15 protein-coding genes are annotated in these 17,785 nt (G+C 71.7%); 6 read left to right on the top strand and 9 right to left on the bottom strand.

All coding sequences use genetic code 11. From position 1 onward, the window contains the following. Nucleotides 1–117: 117 nt before the first annotated feature. The 4 genes from EIW28_RS08545 to EIW28_RS08530 form a co-directional block, all read right to left on the bottom strand. Nucleotides 118–864, bottom strand: coding sequence for a LytR/AlgR family response regulator transcription factor (locus tag EIW28_RS08545; protein ID WP_125247270.1), 747 nt, complete (start codon nucleotides 862–864; stop codon nucleotides 118–120). Between the two features lie 70 nt (nucleotides 865–934). Beyond that, complete coding sequence (locus EIW28_RS08540; RefSeq protein ID WP_125247575.1) at nucleotides 935–1,930, bottom strand: sensor histidine kinase; 996 nt, start codon at nucleotides 1,928–1,930, stop codon at nucleotides 935–937. A 142-nt stretch (nucleotides 1,931–2,072) separates the two neighbouring features. After that, entirely contained in the window at nucleotides 2,073–3,752 is a 1,680-nt protein-coding gene (locus EIW28_RS08535) for a solute symporter family protein (protein ID WP_125247269.1), read from the bottom strand. Next, complete coding sequence (locus EIW28_RS08530) at nucleotides 3,749–4,105, bottom strand: DUF485 domain-containing protein (protein WP_125247268.1); 357 nt, start codon at nucleotides 4,103–4,105, stop codon at nucleotides 3,749–3,751. The genes EIW28_RS08535 and EIW28_RS08530 overlap by 4 nt, the downstream gene beginning before the upstream one ends. Before the next feature lie 323 nt (nucleotides 4,106–4,428). On the opposite strand from EIW28_RS08530, the gene EIW28_RS08525 reads away from it, so the two are divergent. Beyond that, a complete protein-coding gene (locus EIW28_RS08525) occupies nucleotides 4,429–4,851 on the top strand; it encodes a VOC family protein (protein WP_125247267.1) in 423 nt (140 codons plus the stop codon). Between the two features lie 63 nt (nucleotides 4,852–4,914). On the opposite strand, the gene EIW28_RS08520 is transcribed toward EIW28_RS08525, so the two are convergent. From EIW28_RS08520 to ligA, 4 genes are all read right to left on the bottom strand, one after another. Continuing rightward, entirely contained in the window at nucleotides 4,915–6,351 is a 1,437-nt protein-coding gene (locus EIW28_RS08520) for an ATP-binding protein (protein WP_125247266.1), read from the bottom strand. A 104-nt stretch (nucleotides 6,352–6,455) separates the two neighbouring features. Beyond that, nucleotides 6,456–7,430, bottom strand: a complete 975-nt coding sequence (locus EIW28_RS08515) for a sigma-70 family RNA polymerase sigma factor (RefSeq protein WP_125247265.1) — start codon at nucleotides 7,428–7,430, stop codon at nucleotides 6,456–6,458. A 95-nt stretch (nucleotides 7,431–7,525) separates the two neighbouring features. Then, nucleotides 7,526–9,553 (bottom strand): putative bifunctional diguanylate cyclase/phosphodiesterase, encoded by a 2,028-nt coding sequence (locus tag EIW28_RS08510; RefSeq protein ID WP_125247264.1) that lies wholly within the window; start codon nucleotides 9,551–9,553, stop codon nucleotides 7,526–7,528. Between the two features lie 335 nt (nucleotides 9,554–9,888). Continuing rightward, complete coding sequence (gene ligA / locus EIW28_RS08505; RefSeq protein WP_125247263.1) at nucleotides 9,889–12,099, bottom strand: NAD-dependent DNA ligase LigA; 2,211 nt, start codon at nucleotides 12,097–12,099, stop codon at nucleotides 9,889–9,891. Between the two features lie 163 nt (nucleotides 12,100–12,262). Here ligA and EIW28_RS08500 point away from each other — a divergent pair, with 163 nt between their 5' ends. The 5 genes from EIW28_RS08500 (at nucleotide 12,263) to EIW28_RS08480 (ending at nucleotide 17,004) form a co-directional block, all read left to right on the top strand. Beyond that, the gene (locus EIW28_RS08500; protein ID WP_197717151.1) at nucleotides 12,263–13,669 is read left to right on the top strand and encodes an alkaline phosphatase PhoX; all 1,407 of its coding nucleotides are present in this window, start codon (nucleotides 12,263–12,265) and stop codon (nucleotides 13,667–13,669) included. Nucleotides 13,670–13,824: 155 nt separating this feature from the next. Next, on the top strand, nucleotides 13,825–14,550 hold the full coding sequence (locus EIW28_RS08495; RefSeq protein ID WP_125247261.1) for an ABC transporter ATP-binding protein: 726 nt from the start codon (nucleotides 13,825–13,827) through the stop codon (nucleotides 14,548–14,550). A 1-nt stretch (nucleotide 14,551) separates the two neighbouring features. Continuing rightward, nucleotides 14,552–15,289 (top strand): ABC transporter permease, encoded by a 738-nt coding sequence (locus EIW28_RS08490; protein ID WP_125247260.1) that lies wholly within the window; start codon nucleotides 14,552–14,554, stop codon nucleotides 15,287–15,289. Nucleotides 15,290–15,298: 9 nt separating this feature from the next. After that, entirely contained in the window at nucleotides 15,299–15,919 is a 621-nt protein-coding gene (locus EIW28_RS08485; protein ID WP_125247259.1) for a TetR/AcrR family transcriptional regulator, read from the top strand. A gap of 68 nt (nucleotides 15,920–15,987) precedes the next feature. Further along, entirely contained in the window at nucleotides 15,988–17,004 is a 1,017-nt protein-coding gene (locus EIW28_RS08480) for a magnesium and cobalt transport protein CorA (RefSeq protein WP_125247258.1), read from the top strand. Here the strand turns inward: EIW28_RS08480 and EIW28_RS08475 are convergent. Further along, entirely contained in the window at nucleotides 17,001–17,696 is a 696-nt protein-coding gene (locus EIW28_RS08475) for a VIT1/CCC1 transporter family protein (protein ID WP_232013852.1), read from the bottom strand. The genes EIW28_RS08480 and EIW28_RS08475 overlap by 4 nt on opposite strands. Nucleotides 17,697–17,785: the final 89 nt, after the last annotated feature.

Here is a 17,785-nt window from a genome sequence, read left to right as displayed (position 1 = left end):
CGAGGCGACAGCTGCTGCCCGCGCCGTGTTCACTCCGATTCGAGCGGCGCCGAGCGCTGCGGGCCGGAGTCACGAGGCGCCGAGCGCTGCGGGCCGGTCGGGCGGGGCGGACGGGGGTCATGAGTCGCCGCGCACCGCTTGGAGGAGGCGTTCGCGCAGGAGGCGCGAGTGGCGGCGGCTCACGGGGACCTCGCCGGCGCCGGTGACGGCGACGAGGCCGGCCGTGGAGGTGACGCGCAGTTCGGTGATCGAGGCGAGGTTGACGAGGAAGGAGCGGTGGGCGCGCACGAAGCCGGCGGCGTCCCAGACCTCCTCGAGGTAGGTGAGGGACTGGCGCAGCAGGTGCGAGTGCTGTCCTGAGTGGAGCCGCACGTAGTCGCCGTGGGCCTCGGCGTAGGCGATGTCGTCGCGGCGCACGAACACGGTGCGCCCGGCGAGCTCCACTTGGACGACGGCGAGGTCGTCGGCCTTGTCCCCCGCCGGGGCCGGGCCGGTGCGGCGGCCGATGCGGGCCACGGCCTCGGCGAGGCGCTCGGGCCGGAAGGGCTTGAGCAGGTAGTCGACCGCGCCGAGGCCGAACGCCTCGACGGCGTGGTTGTCGTAGGCGGTGACGAACACGATCGCGGGCGGGTGCGAGAGGCGGCGCAGGATGCGGGCGACGTCGATCCCGGTGAGGCCGGGCATGGCGATGTCGAGGAACGCGGCGTCGAAGGTGCCTTCGCCGAGGAGGCGCACGGCCTCGTCGCCGCCCGCGGCGCACTGGACCTCGCCGACGCTCGGCTGCTCGGCGAGCTGGCCCGCGAGCTCGGCGCGGGTGGAGGACTCGTCCTCGACGACGAGGACGCGGAGGCCGGTGCCGCTCATGGGCGTCCGCTCCGGCGCGGGCGGCAGGCGGGGCCGCTCCGGGGCGGCGCGGGGGGCGCGGTGCTGGCGCTCATGCGTGGACTCCTCTGGCGTAGCGGGGGATGCGCACGGTGGCCTTGGTGCCGGCGCCGGGGGCGGTGTCGAGCCACAGGCCGTACTCGGGACCGTAGACGGCGCGGAGGCGCTTGTCCACGTTCGCGAGGCCGATGCGGCCGGAGCCGGCGCGGCTGCCGGTCAGGATCGCCTTGGCGACCTCGGGGTCCATGCCGGCGCCGTCGTCCTCGACCTCGATGACGCACAGGGGCCCCTCGGAGAAGCCGCGCACGGCGATGTGGCCGGTGCCGGGCTTGGTCTCGAAGCCGTGGCGGACGGCGTTCTCCACGATCGGCTGGACCACCAGGAACGGGATGGGCACGGGCAGGACCTCCGGGGCGATGCGCACGGTGATGTCGAGTCGGTCGTCGAAGCGGGCCCGCTGGAGTTCGAGGTAGGTCTGGACGGCGTGGAGCTCGTCGGCCACGGTGGCGAAGTCGCCGGTCCCCGCGAAGGAGTAGCGCAGGTAGTCGGAGAAGTCGGTGAGGAGCTCGCGGGCGCGCTCGGGGTCGGTGCGGGTGTGGGCGCTGATGGCGGCCAGGGCGTTGTGCATGAAGTGCGGGGAGATCTGGGCTCGGAGGGTGCGCAGGTCGGCTTCGGCGATGCGTTCTCGGGCCCGCACGAGGTCGGCGTGGTCGAGGGCCCGGGCGACGAGGTCGGCGGCCTCGGCGAGGTCGGCGTCGCCGACGTCCCCGGAGACGAGCAGGCACCCGGCGAGGTCGCCGGAGACGACGAGCGGGGCCGCGCGCAGGGGCGGGGCGGTGACCGGTTCGAGGACGTCGAGGGTCTCGACGAGGAGGGCCGCGGCCGCGTCGGGGTCGAGGCTCCCGGCGGTGGCGAGGATCTTCTCGCAGTCGGCGAGCGCGACGGCGTCCGCCGCGAGGAGCCGGGCCAGGCGGCGGGCGGCCACTTGGGCGCCCTTGCCGGTGAGGCCGTCGGCGAGGGCCTCGCCGATCTGGCGCGACAGGCGCAGCGCGGCGAGGGTCGCCGCGCCGCCGGTCCGCCGCCGTTGGCGATGAGGGGATCGCGCGATCACCCTGCAACTGTAACGTGGCGCACATTGCGTCGATAAGCGGCGGGGAGGGCCGCCCCGGCCCTCCCCGCCTGGGGGCCGCCTAGTGCACCGAGGCCCGTTCGGCACCCGCTCCGGTCAGCGCCCGCACTTGCATGGACGCGAACCGGTCGGGGTTGGATTCCTTGCTCATCAGCGTGCCGACCACGGCGCAGACGAGCCCGAACGGGATGGAGACCAGGCCGGGGTTCGACAGCGGGAACCATGCGATGTCGACCCCTTCGCCGAGCAGCGAAGTCTCGGTGCCGGAGAACGTCGGGGAGAAGATCACCAGCGAGATGGCGGAGATGAGGCCGCCGTAGATGCCGGCGACGGCGCCGGCGGTGTTGAACCGCTTCCAGAAGAGGCTGAACAGCAGCGTCGGGAGGTTCGCGGAGGCGGCCACCGCGAAGGCGAGCGCGACCAGGAACGCGACGTTGAGGTCCTGCGCGAAGACCGCGATGACGACGGCGATGGCGCCGACGCCGACCGCCGCGAACTTCGCGAAGACGACCTCCTGGTGCCCACTGGCCTTGCCGTGCTTGAAGACCCCGTTGTAGAGGTCGTGGGCGAGCGAGGACGAGCAGGCGATGATGAGGCCCGCGACCACCGAGAGGATCGCCGCGAAGGCCGCGGACGCGATGAGCGCCAGCATGATCGCGCCGCCGGTCGAGCCGGCGATGTTCTCGCCGATGACCTGGGAAAGCTGCGGCGCGGCGGAGTTGCCGGCCGGGTTCTCGGCGATGATCGCCTCCCGGCCGACCATCGCGGCGGCGCCGAAGCCGAGCACGAGGGTGAGCAGGTAGAACATGCCGATCAGGCCGATGGCCCAGTTGACCGAGCGGCGGGCCGTCTTGCCGTCGGGGGTGGTGTAGAAGCGGATGAGGACGTGCGGCAGTCCGGCCGTGCCCAGCACCAGCGCGAGGCCGAGGCTGATGAGGTCGAGCTTGTTCCACAGCGTCTGGAGCGCGTCCCCTGGGACCTCGGTGCCGTAGCGCAGCCCCGGTTCGAGGAAGGCCGCGCCCTGGCCGGAGACGCTGGCGGCGTCGCCGAGCAGGTCCGAGAGGTTGAAGTTGTACTCGACGAGCACGAGGATCGCCAGGACGAACGCGAGGCCGATCTTGACGCAGGCCTGGAAGATCTGGACCCAGGTCGTGCCCTTCATGCCGCCGAAGGCGACGTACGCGACCATGAGGAGGCCGGTGACGACGATGCCGACGACCTTCGCGGCGCCGGAGTCCATGCCGAGGAAGGTCTCGCCCTCCTTGATGCCGAGCAGGAGCGTGACGAGCGCGCCGGTGCCGACCATCTGCGCGAGCAGGTAGAAGATCGAGATGCTCAGGGTGGCGATGGAGGCGGCGGTGCGGACCGGCCGCTGCTTCATGCGGTAGGAGAGCGCGTCGGCGACGGTGAAGCGGCCGGAGTTGCGCAGGGACTCGGCGACGAGGAGCAGCGCGACGAGCCAGGCGACGAGGAAGCCGATCGAGTAGAGGAACCCGTCGTAGCCGTAGAGGGCGATGGTGCCCGCGATGCCGAGGAACGAGGCGGCGGAGACGTAGTCGCCGGCGACGGCGAAGCCGTTCTGGACCGCGGAGAAGCCGCGGCCGCCGGAGTGGAAGTCGGTGGCCGTCCGGGTCTTGCGTCCACCCTGGATGGTGATGAGGATGGTCACCAGAACCATCACCATGAACAGGGCGATCGTCAGGATGCGGTTGGAGTCGCTCATCTCCTGGGCGAGGTTCATCGCGTGCCCCCGTTCATGATGTCGTCGCGCAGCTCGGCGGACTGGCGGTCGAACTTCCTGGCGGTGAACCGCGAGTAGGCCCAGGTGACCCAGAAGGTCACCACGAACTGGCTGAGCCCGAGCACGAGGCCCAGGTTGATGTTGCCGAACAGGACGATGCCCATGAAGTCGCGGGCGTACGCCGACAGGAGCACGTACACGAGGTACCAGGCGAGCGCGGCGAGCAGGACGGGGACGGTGAAGCGGAACAGGGTCCGCTTGAGCTCGACGAAGCGCGGATCGTCGTGCATCGCGGCGATGTCAGCGTCGCTGACCTCGGCCGGCGGGCCGTGGTCTTCGGGGGTCGTGGTCATCGAGCCTTCCTCCTTGAAGGGCCGGGCAGCGGCCGGACGCGCCGGACATCGGGCGTGTCGCGGTCGTGGCCGGCTCGTGTCGACACGGTGACGTGTGTCACCTGGGAACTTAGGGCCTTCCGGGGTCGGAGAGAAGGACCGCTGCCAGGCGTGTCGCCGGGTAGGCGCCCTGGTGCGGCGAACCGGCGCTGAGCCGCCGATGAGCGGTCGGCGAGCGGTCGGCGAACGGCGCGGCCCGGATCGGCTGCGGGAGCGATGAATCGGCGCGCCGGGACTCGTCCTTACCTGGAAGGCACACCGAGACCGGAAAGAAGCGTGAGCCGATGGCGAGCAAGATGATCTTCCTGAACCTGCCCGTGGCCGACCTCCAGAAGTCGAAGGACTTCTACCTGGCCCTGGGGTGGAGCGTGAATCCCGACTTCACGGACGAGAACGCCGCGTGCGTGGTCGTGGACGACAACATCTGCCTGATGCTCCTCGCGCGCGAGTTCTACACGACCTTCGCCGAGCGCCCCATCGCCGACACCGCGAACTACTCGGCCGCGGCCTACGCCCTCGCCCTCCCCCGGCGCGAGGCCGTCGACGACCTCACCGACGCCGCCCTCGAGGCGGGCGGCACCGAGGAGACCGCCAAGCACGACCGCCGCGTCCAGGAGGCCGAGATCGGCATGTACGGCCGCACCTTCCTCGACCTCGACGGCCACCAGTGGGAGCCGTTCTACATGCCCTACCCCCAGCAGGCCTGACCGGGAACCAGGAAACGCCGACGGCCGCCCCGCGTGGAGCGGGGCGGCCGTCGGCGCGTCCGGTCACTGCGGCGGGCGCCGCCAGGCGCCGAGCAGTGCTTCGGGACCGACGCATGCGAGACCGCCCACCGAGCATCCCGAACGCGCGACGGCGAGGAGGGGAGTGTCCTCGTCGGCGCCGGGGAGCTGGGCCCGGTGCGCGATGAGGGCCGCGAAGTCGCGCTGGTCGAACGGCTTGTGCTCGAGCCACTTGATCGAGCCGACGACGGTGACGCGCTTGGCGACCGGCTCGCGGTCGGCGCCGACGACGTCGATCTCCGGGTTGTTGGACCTGGTCCAGTAGCCTCCGACCACGTCGGTGCCCTCGGGCAGCAGCTCCGGGGCGAGCCTCCAGAGGGCTTCGCGGACGACCGGTTCGACGGCGCGGCCGCGCCAGGAGGGCCAGCCGGCGCGGATCGACTTCAGCACCAGGTCTCCCCGCCCGCGCTCGACCTTCGAGATCGCACCGGCGAGGAAGTACAGCCAGAAGCGCAGGTACGGGTCGTCGATCCGGTAGCGGGTCTCCCGACTCGGCCGGGTCGACAACGGGGTCTCGGCGCGGACGATGCGCCGCTCGGACAGCACCTCCAGCGAGCGCTTGAGCGAAGCGGGTTGCAGGTCGCCGGCCGCGCGGCCGATGTGGGAGAAGCTGCGTTCGCCGTTGCCGATGGCGCGGAGCACCTGGCGCGCGTTCGCTTCGGCCGGGAACTCGGCGGCGAGGGAGCGCTCAGCGCTCACCAGCAGGGGCGAGGTCGGGTCCTGGAGCGACGATTCGAGGAACTCGCCGAGCGGGGTGCCGGGGTTCCACCTCTCCAGGACCAGCGGCAGCCCTCCCGTGACGAGGAAGGCGTCGAAGGCCTCGGCCGCGCCGAGTCCGGTCCGCTCGGCGATCTCCGCCGGGTTGAACGGCGGCACCACCATCTCGGTGCCGCGCTGGTAGAACGGCCTGCCGTAGGTGTCGATCTGCTCCATCACGGCGAGGTCGGATCCGATGAGGATGAGCAGCACCGGCAATCGCGAGAAGCGGCGGTCGAACGCCCGCTGCAAGGCCCCTTCGAATCCGGGGTCCTGCGCGATGAGGTAGGGCATCTCGTCGATGACGACGATGCTCGGGGAGTCCTGCGGGAGGAGGTCCGACAGGGAGTTGAGCGCGTCGGTCCATCGCGTCGGCGGGTCCTCCGGGGAGAAGTCCCCGGTCTCCGGGAGCGTCGACTCCTCGACGGCCTGGGCGAAGGAGCGGAGGTCCTCCCCGTTCGACAGCCCTTCCGCGGTGTAGAAGAGGTAGGGGAGCCCCGAGCGCTCGACGAACTCCTCCACGAGGCGGGACTTGCCGACGCGCCGCCGACCGCGCATGATCAGCGCCCGTCCGGGCCTCCCGAGCCCGCCGCCGGAGCGGACCAGGGCGAGCTGGTCTCCGAGCCGCCGCAGTTCGGCCTGCCGGCCGATGAACCCGTTCGCCATCCGATCTCCCCGCAGAAGACTATCGTTCCAGATACTATCAAAAATGATACTATCATCCTTGATAGTCTTTGGAACGCATGGCGGGCCCGCGATGCGTCGGCCGCTTACTCGCGGTACTCGTTCGGGAGGCCGAAGAGGGGGAAGAGCTTGTCGGTGTCGAGGAAGTAGTTGAGGCCGGCGATCTTGCCGTCGGCGATTTCGAGGACGGTGATGGACCAGGGGGTCCAGACGCCGGGCTCGTCGCCGGGCTTGTAGTGGCCGAAGGCCGGGAGGCCGTTGGCGCCGACGGGGACCAGGCGGGAGTCGCGGCAGGCGGAGCCGGTGCCGAGCATGAACTCGGCGACGCCGGCGTGGCCCTGGACCCACAGCGGGAACGGCGGCATCGAGAGGGCCACGTCCTGCGTGCACAGGGCCGTGAGGGCGTCCATGTCGAAGGCCTCGAAGGCGCTGACGTAGCCGTCGACGAGCTTGCGGAGCTCGGCGTCGTCGAGGTCGGCCGAGCCGGGCTTGGGCTCGGTGTGGACCTTCTCCATGGTGGCCTTGGCGCGCTGGAGGGCGCTGTTGACCGAGGCCGGGCTGAGCTGGAGGGCCTCGGCGGTCTCGGCGGCCGAGAAGCGCAGGACCTCGCGCATGAGCATGACGGCGCGCTGCTTGGCCGGCAGGTGCTGGACGGCGGCCACGAATGCGAGGCGGAGCGTGTCCTTGGCCTCGGCGGCGGCCGCCGGGTCGGCGCCGAAGGCGAGGGCGTCGGGGATGGGCTCGACCCACATGTAGTCGGGCTCGGGCGCGGGCAGGGGCGAGCCCGCGTCGGAGGCCGGGGCCAGGTCCATCGGCCGGGCCCGGCGCTGCGGGCCCTTGAGCATGTCGAGGCAGACGTTCGTGGTGATCTTGTACAGCCAGGAGCGCAGCGAGGAGCGGCCCTCGAACGAGCCGTAGGACTTCCAGGCCCGCGTGAACGCGTCCTGGACGGCGTCCTCGGCTTCGAAGGACGATCCGAGCATCCGGTACGCGTAGGCGCACAGCTCGCGCCGGTGCGGCTCGAACCGGGCGAGCACCTCGTCGTTGGCAGCGATGTTCATGGCCCCAGCCTCGCACATGGGACCGACATTCGCGAGGAGCATTCGGCACCTTCCCCGGGCAGGTGGCCGGGTCCGCGCGAACTCCCTTGTGGCCCTTAGTTCTTCTTGCGCTGATCGGCCATCCAGCGCTCGAACGCGTCGGCGCTCATCGGCTTGGCGAAGTGCCAGCCCTGGCCGGCGTGGCAGCCCCAGTCCTCCAGCTGCTTGCGGACCCCCTCGTCCTCGACGCCCTCGGCCACGACCTCGACGTCCAGGGCCCGGCCCAGGTCGATCACGGTGTTCACGATCGCGGCGTTGTCGGGGTCGTCGCACAGGGTCGTCACGAACGACTTGTCGATCTTGATCTCGGTGACCGGCAGGCGCCGCAGGTGCTGCATCGAGGAGAACCCGGTCCCGAAGTCGTCGAGGCTGATGCCCACGCCGAGGTCGGAGAGGCGCTGCACGTTCTGGAGGACGCGGCGCGGGTCGGCCATGAGGGCCGACTCGGTGATCTCCAGCTGGAGGCGCTTGGCGTTGACGCCGTACGCGTCGATGCGCTCGGTCAGGAAGTCGGTGAACTCCGGCGACTGGAGGTCGCGGACCGAGACGTTCACGGCCATCCGCAGGTCGTAGCCGGACTCGCGCCAGGAGCGGAGCTGGCGCAGCGCGATGTCGACCACCCGCTCGGTGAGCATCCGCATCACCGAGGAGTGCTCGGCGGTCTCGATGATCTCGGCCGGGTTCACCACGCCGCGCTCGGGGTGGCTGTAGCGCAACAGTGCCTCGGCGCCGACGACCTCGCCGTCGACCAGGCGCACCTGCGGCTGGTAGAAGAGGTTCACGCCGGGGGCGTCGGGGTGGTCGAGGGCGCGGCGCAGGTCGCCGAGGAGGTGGAGCCGCTCGGGCGAGTGGTGGTCGAACTCGGCGCCGTAGCGGGTGTAGGACCCGGCGCGCTGCTTCGACTCGTACATCGCGATGTCCGCGTGGCGGAACAGGGTCTGGAAGTCGGCGCCGTCGTCGGGGAAGACCGCGATGCCGACCGAGCCGTCCACTTCCAGGCTCACGTCGCCGAGGACGATCGGCGCGTCGAGGCGGGCGCGGATCTCGCGGGCGCACTCCATCGGGTCGGTCATGCCGTCGAGCTCGGACCACACGAACGCGAACTCGTCGCCGCCGAGGTGCGCGATCTTCTTGCCCTTGGGGATGTCGGTCGTGAAGCGCTTGGCGAGCTCCACCAGGAGCTGGTCGCCGACCTCGTGGCCGAGCGCGGAGTTGACGTCGGCGAAGCGGTCGAGGTCGAGGATGAGCACCGCGACGGCCGTCTCGGTCTCGGCCGCGTCCGCGAGCTTGCCGTCCACGACCTGCTGGAAGCCCTTGCGGTTGAGCAGGCCCGTGAGCGGGTCGTGGTCGGCCTCGCGCTCGCGGTCGGCCGCGGTCTGGAGGATGCGGTAGACGCTGAAGATCGGGATCGCCGAGGCGGCCACCAGCCACCACGAGGACATCGCCGCGGTCGCGAGGATCGGCGCGATGGCGACCTGGGTGGCGCGCAGGGCCCACTCGCTTCTCAGCCACTGCAAGGTGAGGTCACCCCATCCGATGCCGGTGCGCAGGCTCTGGCGGACGGCCACCAGCGCCGAACTCGTGAGGGTCCAGGCGGTGCCGGCGGCGAACACGGCCAGGAGCTGGAGGGCCGAGCCCGACCAGGCCGGGGAGGGCGCGATCGCGTTCCAGACGTTCCAGGCGACGCAGAGGGCGAAGCCCTGCTGCGAGACGTTGAAGATCATCCGCCAGGCCGAGGACTGGATCTGGACGGACAGGAGCACGATCGCGCCGGACTGGACCACCAGGGCGGGGAGGAAGCCCCAGGTGATCATGGTGGCGAGCACGTACACCAGGTAGATCGAGGCGATCGGCGACATCCACAGCCCGCCCCAGCGGGTGGGGCGGAACTCGGCGATGAGCGCGAGCCCGGCGACGAGCCAGAACGCGAAGGGCACGCTGAGGAGACCGCCCTCGAACGCGCCCGAGCGCGCGGCGGTGTAACCGGCGCCGACGATCGCCGCCACGGCGACCGCCGACATGAAGCCGTAGTACCGGCCTGGATGCTCTTTGGGCGCAGTGTTGCGCATGAGCGTCGTGGCCATATCGCTCCTCCCACTGCCACACCGTTCCGCGGCGACGCGCCAGAATCACCTCGGGCCGGTGGTGGCCGACTCCTCTGTCATATCGCGATTTTCGCTCCCAGACAACGCTGGGGGCACATGCGGCACACTTGTGACCAGGCGCGACATGTCCGTGACAGAAACCGTTCTCCGCACGGCGGCGGCAGGGTATCCCGAGGTCGAATTCGGACCCGGCGGCCCCTGCGGGCGGGCCGGTCCGCGCCGCGAGCGGCAGGGGCAGGCTTCCACGAGATGACTCTGCCTGGTTCTAACGAGCTTCCCCCCCGAATGGAATACGGATCGTTACCGAGTTGTGATCATTCTGGTTCGATCTCGTCGTTTTCCGTTACGAACGCCGGCAGGCCCTCCTCCAGGAGGCGGTCGAAGTCCTCGCCGGGCACGATGAGCACGCCGAGTTCGACCGCCTTGTCGTATTTCGACCCCGGCTTCTCCCCCGCCACGACCGCGCCGGTCTTCTTCGAGACCGAGGAGGTCGACTTGCCGCCGCGGGCCTTGACGGCCGCGGCCGCGCCCTCGCGGGTGTAACCGGTGATGCCGCCGGTGATGACCACCGTGACGCCTTCGAGGGTCTGCGGCAGCGCCTCCGACGGGTCCGGGGCGTCGTCCTGCATCCGCACGCCGGCCGCCCGCCAGCGCTCGACGATCTCGCGGTGCCAGTCGACGGCGAACCAGTCCTTGATGGCGGCGGCGATGACGGGGCCGACGCCGTCGACGGCGGCCATCTCGGCCTCGTCGGCGTTCGCGATCCGGTCGAGGTCGCCGAAGTGCTCGGCGAGCGCCTGGGCGGCGACGGGGCCGACGTGGCGGATCGAGAGGGCGTTGACGACGCGCCACAGCGGCTGCCGCTTGGCCGCCTCGAGGTTCTCGAGCATCTGGACGGCGGTCTTCTTCGGTTCGCCGTCCTTGTTCGCGAAGTAGGTGACGACCTTCTGCTCCTGCGTCTTCTCGTCGATCTTCGGGAGCCCGGTGTCGGGGTCGCGGACGACGACCTTGATCGGCAGGAGCTGCTCGATGCGCAGGTCGAAGACGCCGCCCTCGTCGGTGAGGACGGGCTCGGCGGGCTCCAGCGGCTGGACCAGGGCCGAGCAGGCGATGTAGCCCATGCGGTCGACGTCGAAGCAGGAGCGGCCCGAGAGGTAGGCGAGGCGCTCGCGGAGCTGGCCGGGGCAGGACCGGCCGTTGGGGCAGCGCAGGTCGACGTCGCCCTCGGCGGCCGGGGCGAGCACGTGGTCGCACTCGGGGCAGCGCTCGGGCATGACGAACTCGGTCTCGTCGCCGGTGCGGGCGGCGACGACGGGGGCGACGATCTCGGGGATGACGTCGCCGGCCTTGCGGACCACGACGATGTCGCCGACGAGGACGCCCTTGGCCTTGACCTGGTCGGCGTTGTGGAGGGTGGCGAACTCGACCTCGGAGCCGGCGACGCGGACGGGGTCGAGGACGGCGTACGGGGTGGCGCGGCCGGTGCGGCCGATGGAGACCTTGATGTCGAGGAGCCGGGTGTTGACCTCCTCGGGCGGGAACTTGTAGGCGACGGCCCAGCGCGGCGTGCGGCTGGTGGCGCCGAGGCGGCGCTGCACGCCGATGTCGTCGATCTTGACGACGATGCCGTCGATCTCGTGGACGAGGGAGTGCCGCTGCTCGCCGAACTCCTCGATGTAGGCGAAGACCTCGTCGATCGTGGGGACGACGCGCCAGTAGGGGCTGACGGGCAGGCCCCAGGCGTCGAGCGCGGCGTAGGCGTGGGACTGCGAGTCGGGCGCGAAGCCGCGGAGCGCGCCGAGGCCGTGGGCGATGAACGACAGGGGCCGCTCGGCGGTCCTGGCGGCGTCCTTCTGGCGCAGGGAGCCGGCGGCGGCGTTGCGCGGGTTGGCGAACGGGGCCTTGCCGGCCTCGACCTGGGCCTCGTTCAGGCGCTCGAAGTCGGCGGTCGGGAAGTAGACCTCGCCGCGGACTTCGAGGAGCTCGGGCACGGGGAACCCGTCGGCGCCGGCGAGGCGCTGCGGGACGGCCGCGATGGTGGCGACGTTCGCGGTGACGTCTTCGCCGGTGACGCCGTCGCCGCGGGTGGCGGCGCGGACGAGGCGGCCCTGCTCGTAGACGAGGTCGACGGCGAGGCCGTCGATCTTGACCTCGCACAGGTACCGCTCGCCGGGGACCTCGGCGGTGATGCGGTCGGCCCAGGCGCGGACCTCGTCGGTGCTGAAGACGTCCTGGAGGCTGAGGAGCTTCTCGAGGTGCCGGACCGGGGCGAACGCCTGCGAGAAGACGCCGACCTGCTCGGTGGGCGAGTCGTTCTTCTTCAGCTCCGGGTAGCGGGTCTCGAGGTCGATCAGCTCGTGCATGAGCTCGTCGAACTGACTGTCGGAGATGGTGGGCGCGTCCTGCTCGTAGTAGCGGCGCCGGTGCGCGGTGATCTCCGGGGCGAGCTCCTCGACGCGGGCGCGGGCCCGCTCGAACTCGGGGTCGTCGGTGCGGTCGGTTCCTTCGGCGTCAGTCGTGCTCACGGCCCCATTGTGTCAGCCGGGGCCGACGTTTCGCGGAGGTCGAAGCCTTATGCAACCGGTCACTTTCCGTTCATGTCCTGATTGCCTTCCACACCCTTTCGGCCGCGATGATCAGCCCGGTACCCACCCCCGCCCACCTCCGCGAGAAGGAGCCCAGGTCTTGGTGACTCTGCAAGGTTCGAACCGCCGCAGCTTCCTGCGCCGCGGCGCGGCCGCGGCGGGCGGGGGCTTCGCGTCCTCCGCGGTGGAGGGCCTCGCGGTCCGGGCCGCGCGCGCCGAGGACGGGCGGCGGGCGCGCACCGCGCCCGGGAACGGCGGCTACGGGCCGCTGCGCGAGCTGACCCGCCTCGACCCGGCGTCGGGCTTCTCGCAGACGCTGCGGCTCCCCGAGGGCTTCGACTTCGCGGTGTGCTCCGTCGCGGGCGCGCCGCTCGCGGACGGCTCGGCGACGCCGCCGGCGCACGGGGGCCTGGCGTGCTTCCCGACCGGGCGGCGCGGCGAGTGGCGCCTGGTGCGCGGCCACGGCGCGGTCGGCGTCCCCGACGCGGCCCCCGAGGACGCCAAGCACCGGTACGACCCGCTGGCCTCCGGCGGCACGACCACGCTCGCGGTGTCCTGGAAGGACGGCGAGTTCGCGCTCGAGGCGGCCCGGCGGTCGCTGTCGGGCGCCGTCGCGACCCGCTCGGGCGGGCCGACCCCGTGGGGCTCGTGGCTCGCGTGCGAGGAGTCCGCGGCCGGGACGGCGGCGGGCTGGGAGGCCCCGCACGGCTACGTCTTCGAGGTCCCGTCCGCCGCGGACGAGGAGTCGGAGCCGCTGCCGCTCAAGGAGCTGGGCCGCTTCGTGCACGCGGGCGCCGCGGTCGACCCGCGCACCGGCGCGGTGTACCTGACCGAGGACCAGCACTCGGCCGGGTTCTACCGGTTCGTGCCGGACGCCCCGGGCCGCCTGGCCGAGGGCGGGCGGCTCCAGATGCTCAAGTTCGCGGGCGAGTGGAACGCCGACGCGCGCAGCGGCCGACGCGCCGGGCGCAGCGTGTACGTCGAGTGGGTCGACATCGACGACCCGGACCCCGCCGGCGCCGAGGCGGACCCGTACGCGGTGTTCGACCAGGGCTGGGCCCGCGGGGCGGCCGTGTTCGGCCGGCTCCAGGGCTGCTTCGCCGCCGACGGCGCGGTGTACGCCGCGTCGGTGTCGGGCGGCGACGAAGGCGAGGGCCAGCTGTGGGAGCTGCGCCCGCGCGGCCTCCGCGGCGGCACCCTCAAGCTGGTGTTCGAGTCGCCGGACGCGGCGCTGCTGCCGTTCCCCGAGGCGATCGCGCCGTCCCCGGCCGGAAGCCTGGTCCTGTGCGAGGGCACGGGCCGGGAGGCGCCGGTGCTGCGGGGCCTGACGCGCGAGGGCGAGGTGTTCGACCTCGCCGGCCACGACGGCGCGGCCGTGTGGAGCGGCGCGGCGTTCTCGCCCGACGGCGCGGTGCTCTTCGCGAACCTGCGCGGCTCCGCGCGCGGCGACCGGGCCGAGCCCGGCCGCACCGTCGCGATCTGGGGCCCCTGGCGCAAGGGCGTCCTCTAGCGCTTTCACCCTCCGATAGGGCCGGCCCCGCGGTTGCGACCGCGGGGCCGGTCTTTTCCCGTGCCTCCGGGCGGCGGCGGGCGTAGGATTTCACCGTGCGATGAATTCCCGTGCTACGGTGAATTCATCATCCGTTGAATTCATTGGAGGCCCCGATGCCGCCCACCCCCGCGATCGCCGTGACCGACCTGGTGGTCGAGCGCGGCAAGCGCCCCGTCCTCACCGGCGTCTCGACCGAGGTCTCCGCCGGGAGCGTCACCGGCCTGCTCGGCCCCTCCGGCTCGGGCAAGACCACCTTCATCCGCGCCGTCGTCGGCACCCAGAAGGTCAAGGGCGGCACCGTGACCGTCCTCGGCGAGCCGGCCGGGTCGAAGCCGCTGCGCGGCCGCGTCGCGTACGTGACCCAGGACGCCTCGATCTACCGGGACCTGTCGGTCAAGGCGAACGTCGCCTACTTCGCGGCGCTGTACGGCCGCGACCGCCGCGAGGCGATGCGCGCCATCGAGCGCGTCGGCATGGGCGACCACGCCGACAAGCTCGCCGGGAACCTCTCCGGCGGCCAGAAGACCCGCACCTCGCTCGCGTGCGCGCTGGTGATCGAGCCCGAGGTCCTCGTCCTCGACGAGCCGACGGTCGGCCTCGACCCGGTCATCCGCGAGGAGCTGTGGGACCAGTTCCGCGAGCTCGCCGCGGGCGGCGCGACCCTCCTGGTCTCCAGCCACGTCATGGACGAGGCCGACCGCTGCGACCGCCTCCTGCTGCTGCGCGAGGGCCGCTTCATCGCCGACGACACCCCGGCCGACCTGCGCGCGGCCACCGGCGCCGCGAACCTCGAGGCCGCGTTCCTGCACCTCATCCGCGAACTCGAAGGGGCGAACTGAGATGTCGCCGCGGATCACGTTCATCACGGCCGGCCGCATCCTGCGCCAGCTGCTCAACGACCACCGCACGGTCGGGCTCGTCCTCGCCGTGCCCGCGCTCATCATCGCCCTGATCAGCGCCATCATGGACGAGGCGCCGCAGGTCTTCGACCAGACCGGGCTGATCCTGCTGGCCGCGTTCCCGTTCATGCTCATGTTCATGATCACCTCGATCACGCTGCTCCGCGAGCGCACCGGCGGCACCCTGGAGCGGCTCATGACCACCCCGACCGGGAAGCTCGACCTCGTCGTCGGCTACGCGATCGCGTTCGGGACGGCGGCCGCGGCGCAGACCGCGGTCGCCGCCACCGTCGCGTTCGCGTTCCTCGGCCTCGACACCGCGGGCCCCGCGTGGGCGGTGTTCCTCATCTGCATCGTCACCTCGCTGCTCGGGATGGCCTTGGGGCTGTTCGTGTCCGCGTTCGCGACCACCGAGTTCCAGGCGATCCAGTTCATGCCGGTGTTCGTGGTGCCGCAGCTGTTCCTGTGCGGGCTCATCTGGCCCGCCGACCAGATGGCCGGCTGGCTCCAGGGCGTCTCCGACGCGCTGCCGCTGACGTACGCGGTCAAGGCGCTCACCGAGGTCCGGCTCAACCCGGAGGTCACCGCGGACATGTGGACGGACCTCGCGGTCGTCGCCGGTGCGGTCGTGCTCGCAACCGCGCTCGGAGCCGCGACGCTCAGGCGGCGGACCGACTAAGGTCGTTACGTGGCGAGAACGAAGCGGACCGGGCGGCGCTCGGGGAACCCCGACACGAGGTCGGAGATCCTCGGCGCCGCCAGGCGGCTGTTCGCGGACGAGGGCTTCGAGTCGGTGTCGATGCGGCGCATCGCCGGCGAGGCCGGCGTGGACCCCTCGCTCATCCACCACTACTTCGGGTCCAAGGACGAGCTGTTCATGGCCGCCATCGAGATCCCGTTCGACCCGGCCCCCGAGGTCGCGGCCGTCCTCAAGGAGGGCGGCGTCGAGGGCGCGGGGCGGCGGCTCGTCCACGCGTTCGTGACCATCTGGGACGGCCCGCACCACGACAAGCTCCTCGCCGTGGTGCGCACCAGCCTCTCCAAGCCCGCCATGGCGTTCGTGCTCCGCCAGCTGTTCGAGCACCGCATCGTCAAGACCGTCGAGTCCTCCCTCGGCGACCAGGTCGACCACGTCCCGGTCCGCGCGAACTTCATCGCCTCCCAGGTCTTCGGTTTGGTCGTGACCCGCTACATCCTCAAGCTGGAGCCGCTCGCGTCGCTCGACGAGGCGCAGCTGGCCGAGACCGTCGGGCCGACCATCGACCGGTACCTGACGATGCCCGTGGAGCACCTGCTGCGCGAATCCTGACGCGATCCTGACGTGAGCGCGCCTCGCGAGGCTGCGGGAGCGCCGCGCGGCGGCCCTAGACTGGCCGCATGCCGATCGTCGACAGCGCCATCTACCGCAAGGGCGTCCGGGAGTCGCACCACGTGACCCTGGACCAGACCTTCGAGGACCTGCACGAGCACGGCGGCTTCGCGTGGATCGGCCTGTACCGGCCCACCGCGGAGGAGCTCGCGGCCGTCGCCGAGGAGTTCGAGCTGCACCACCTCGCGATCCAGGACGCCCGCACCGGCCACCAGCGGCCCAAGCTGGAGCGCTACGGCGACATCCTATTCGTCGTGCTGCGCCCGGCCCGCTACCTCGCCGAGACCGAGCAGGTCGAGTTCGGCGAGGTGCACCTGTTCATCGGCCCGAACTTCGCCATCACCGTGCGCCACGCCGAGAACCCCGACCTGTCCGTGGTCAGGCGCCGCCTGGAGGCCGACCCCCCGCTGCTGGCGCTCGGCCCGCAGGCGGTCCTGTACGCGGTCCTCGACGAGGTCGTCGACGGCTACGAGCCGGTCGTCTCAGGGATGGAGAACGACATCGACGAGATCGAGGACGAGCTGTTCTCGAACGACGCCAACGTCGCCCGCCGCATCTACGAGGTCGCCCGCGAGGCCATGGCGCTCCAGCGCGCCACCCACCCGCTGGTGCGGATCTTCCGGTCCCTGGAGGCCGGGTACGACAAGTACGGCGTCGACATCGAGCTGCGGCGCGACATGCGCGACGTGCTCGACCACGTCCTGCGCACCGTCGAGCGCGCCGACACGTTCCGGGCCCTGCTGGAGAACGCCCTCACCGTGCACTCCACGCTCGTCACGCAGGCGCAGAACGAGGAGATGCGCCAGCTCTCGCACGCCAGCATCGAGCAGGGCGACCAGGTCAAGAAGATCAGCTCCTGGGCGGCCATCCTGTTCACCCCCGGCCTGGTCGGGACCGTCTACGGCATGAACTTCACCCACATGCCCGAGCTGAGCTGGACCCTCGGCTACCCGATGGCCCTCGGGATGATGGTGGCCTCGGCGGGCCTGCTGTACTGGGTCTTCAAGCACCACAACTGGCTCTAGGCCGCGATGTCGAAGGCGGAGCCGACCGCGTAGGTGACGACCATCGTCGCCGCGCCCACGCCCATGACGCGGAGCATCGCCGGGCCCCGCGCCGCGCCGCCGAGCGTCGCCGACGTGTAGCCGGTGAGCGCCAGCGCGGCCACGACCGCCGCCGCGCAGCCCCAGACGCGGACGCCCTCGGGCAGCAGCGTGATCGCGAGCAGCGGCAGGAGCGCCCCGCACGTGAAGCTGACGAACGACGACAGCGCCGCGTGCCAGGGGTTGGTGAGGTCGTCGGGGTCGAGGCCGTACTCGACGCGGGCGTGCGCGCGCAGCGGGTCGCCGTCGGAGAGTTCGCGGGCGGCCTCGCGGGCGGTGCCCTCGGACAGGCCGCGGCGCTCCAGGTTCTCGGCGAGCTCGTCCTCAGCGCCGGCGGGGTCCTCGCGGAGTTCGCGGCGCTCGGCCTCGACGAGGGTGGCCTCGGTGTCGCGCTGGGTGGAGACGGAGGTGTACTCGCCGCCGGCCATCGAGAACGCGCCCGCGACGAGGCCGGCGACGCCGGAGACGAGGATCGTGGAGCGGTCGGCGGTGGCGCCGGCGACGCCGATGACGATCCCGGCGACGGAGACGATGCCGTCGTTCGCGCCGAGCACGCCGGCCCTGAGCCAGTTGAGCCGGTTCCCGAGCGATCGTCCGCCGCCGTGCGCATCCACGTCCCCAGTGAACCACACGGTTGCACCGAGTGGGCCTTCTCACGCAGCGCATAGATTCGCCCCGCTGTGGAGTGTTATCTCCTGACACC

The sequence above is a fragment of the Glycomyces terrestris genome (assembly GCF_003933745.1).
GTDB classification, from domain to species: domain Bacteria; phylum Actinomycetota; class Actinomycetes; order Mycobacteriales; family Micromonosporaceae; genus Glycomyces; species Glycomyces terrestris.
Note: the sequence above shows the minus strand (reverse complement) of the source record. Positions and strands in the feature narration are given on the sequence as shown.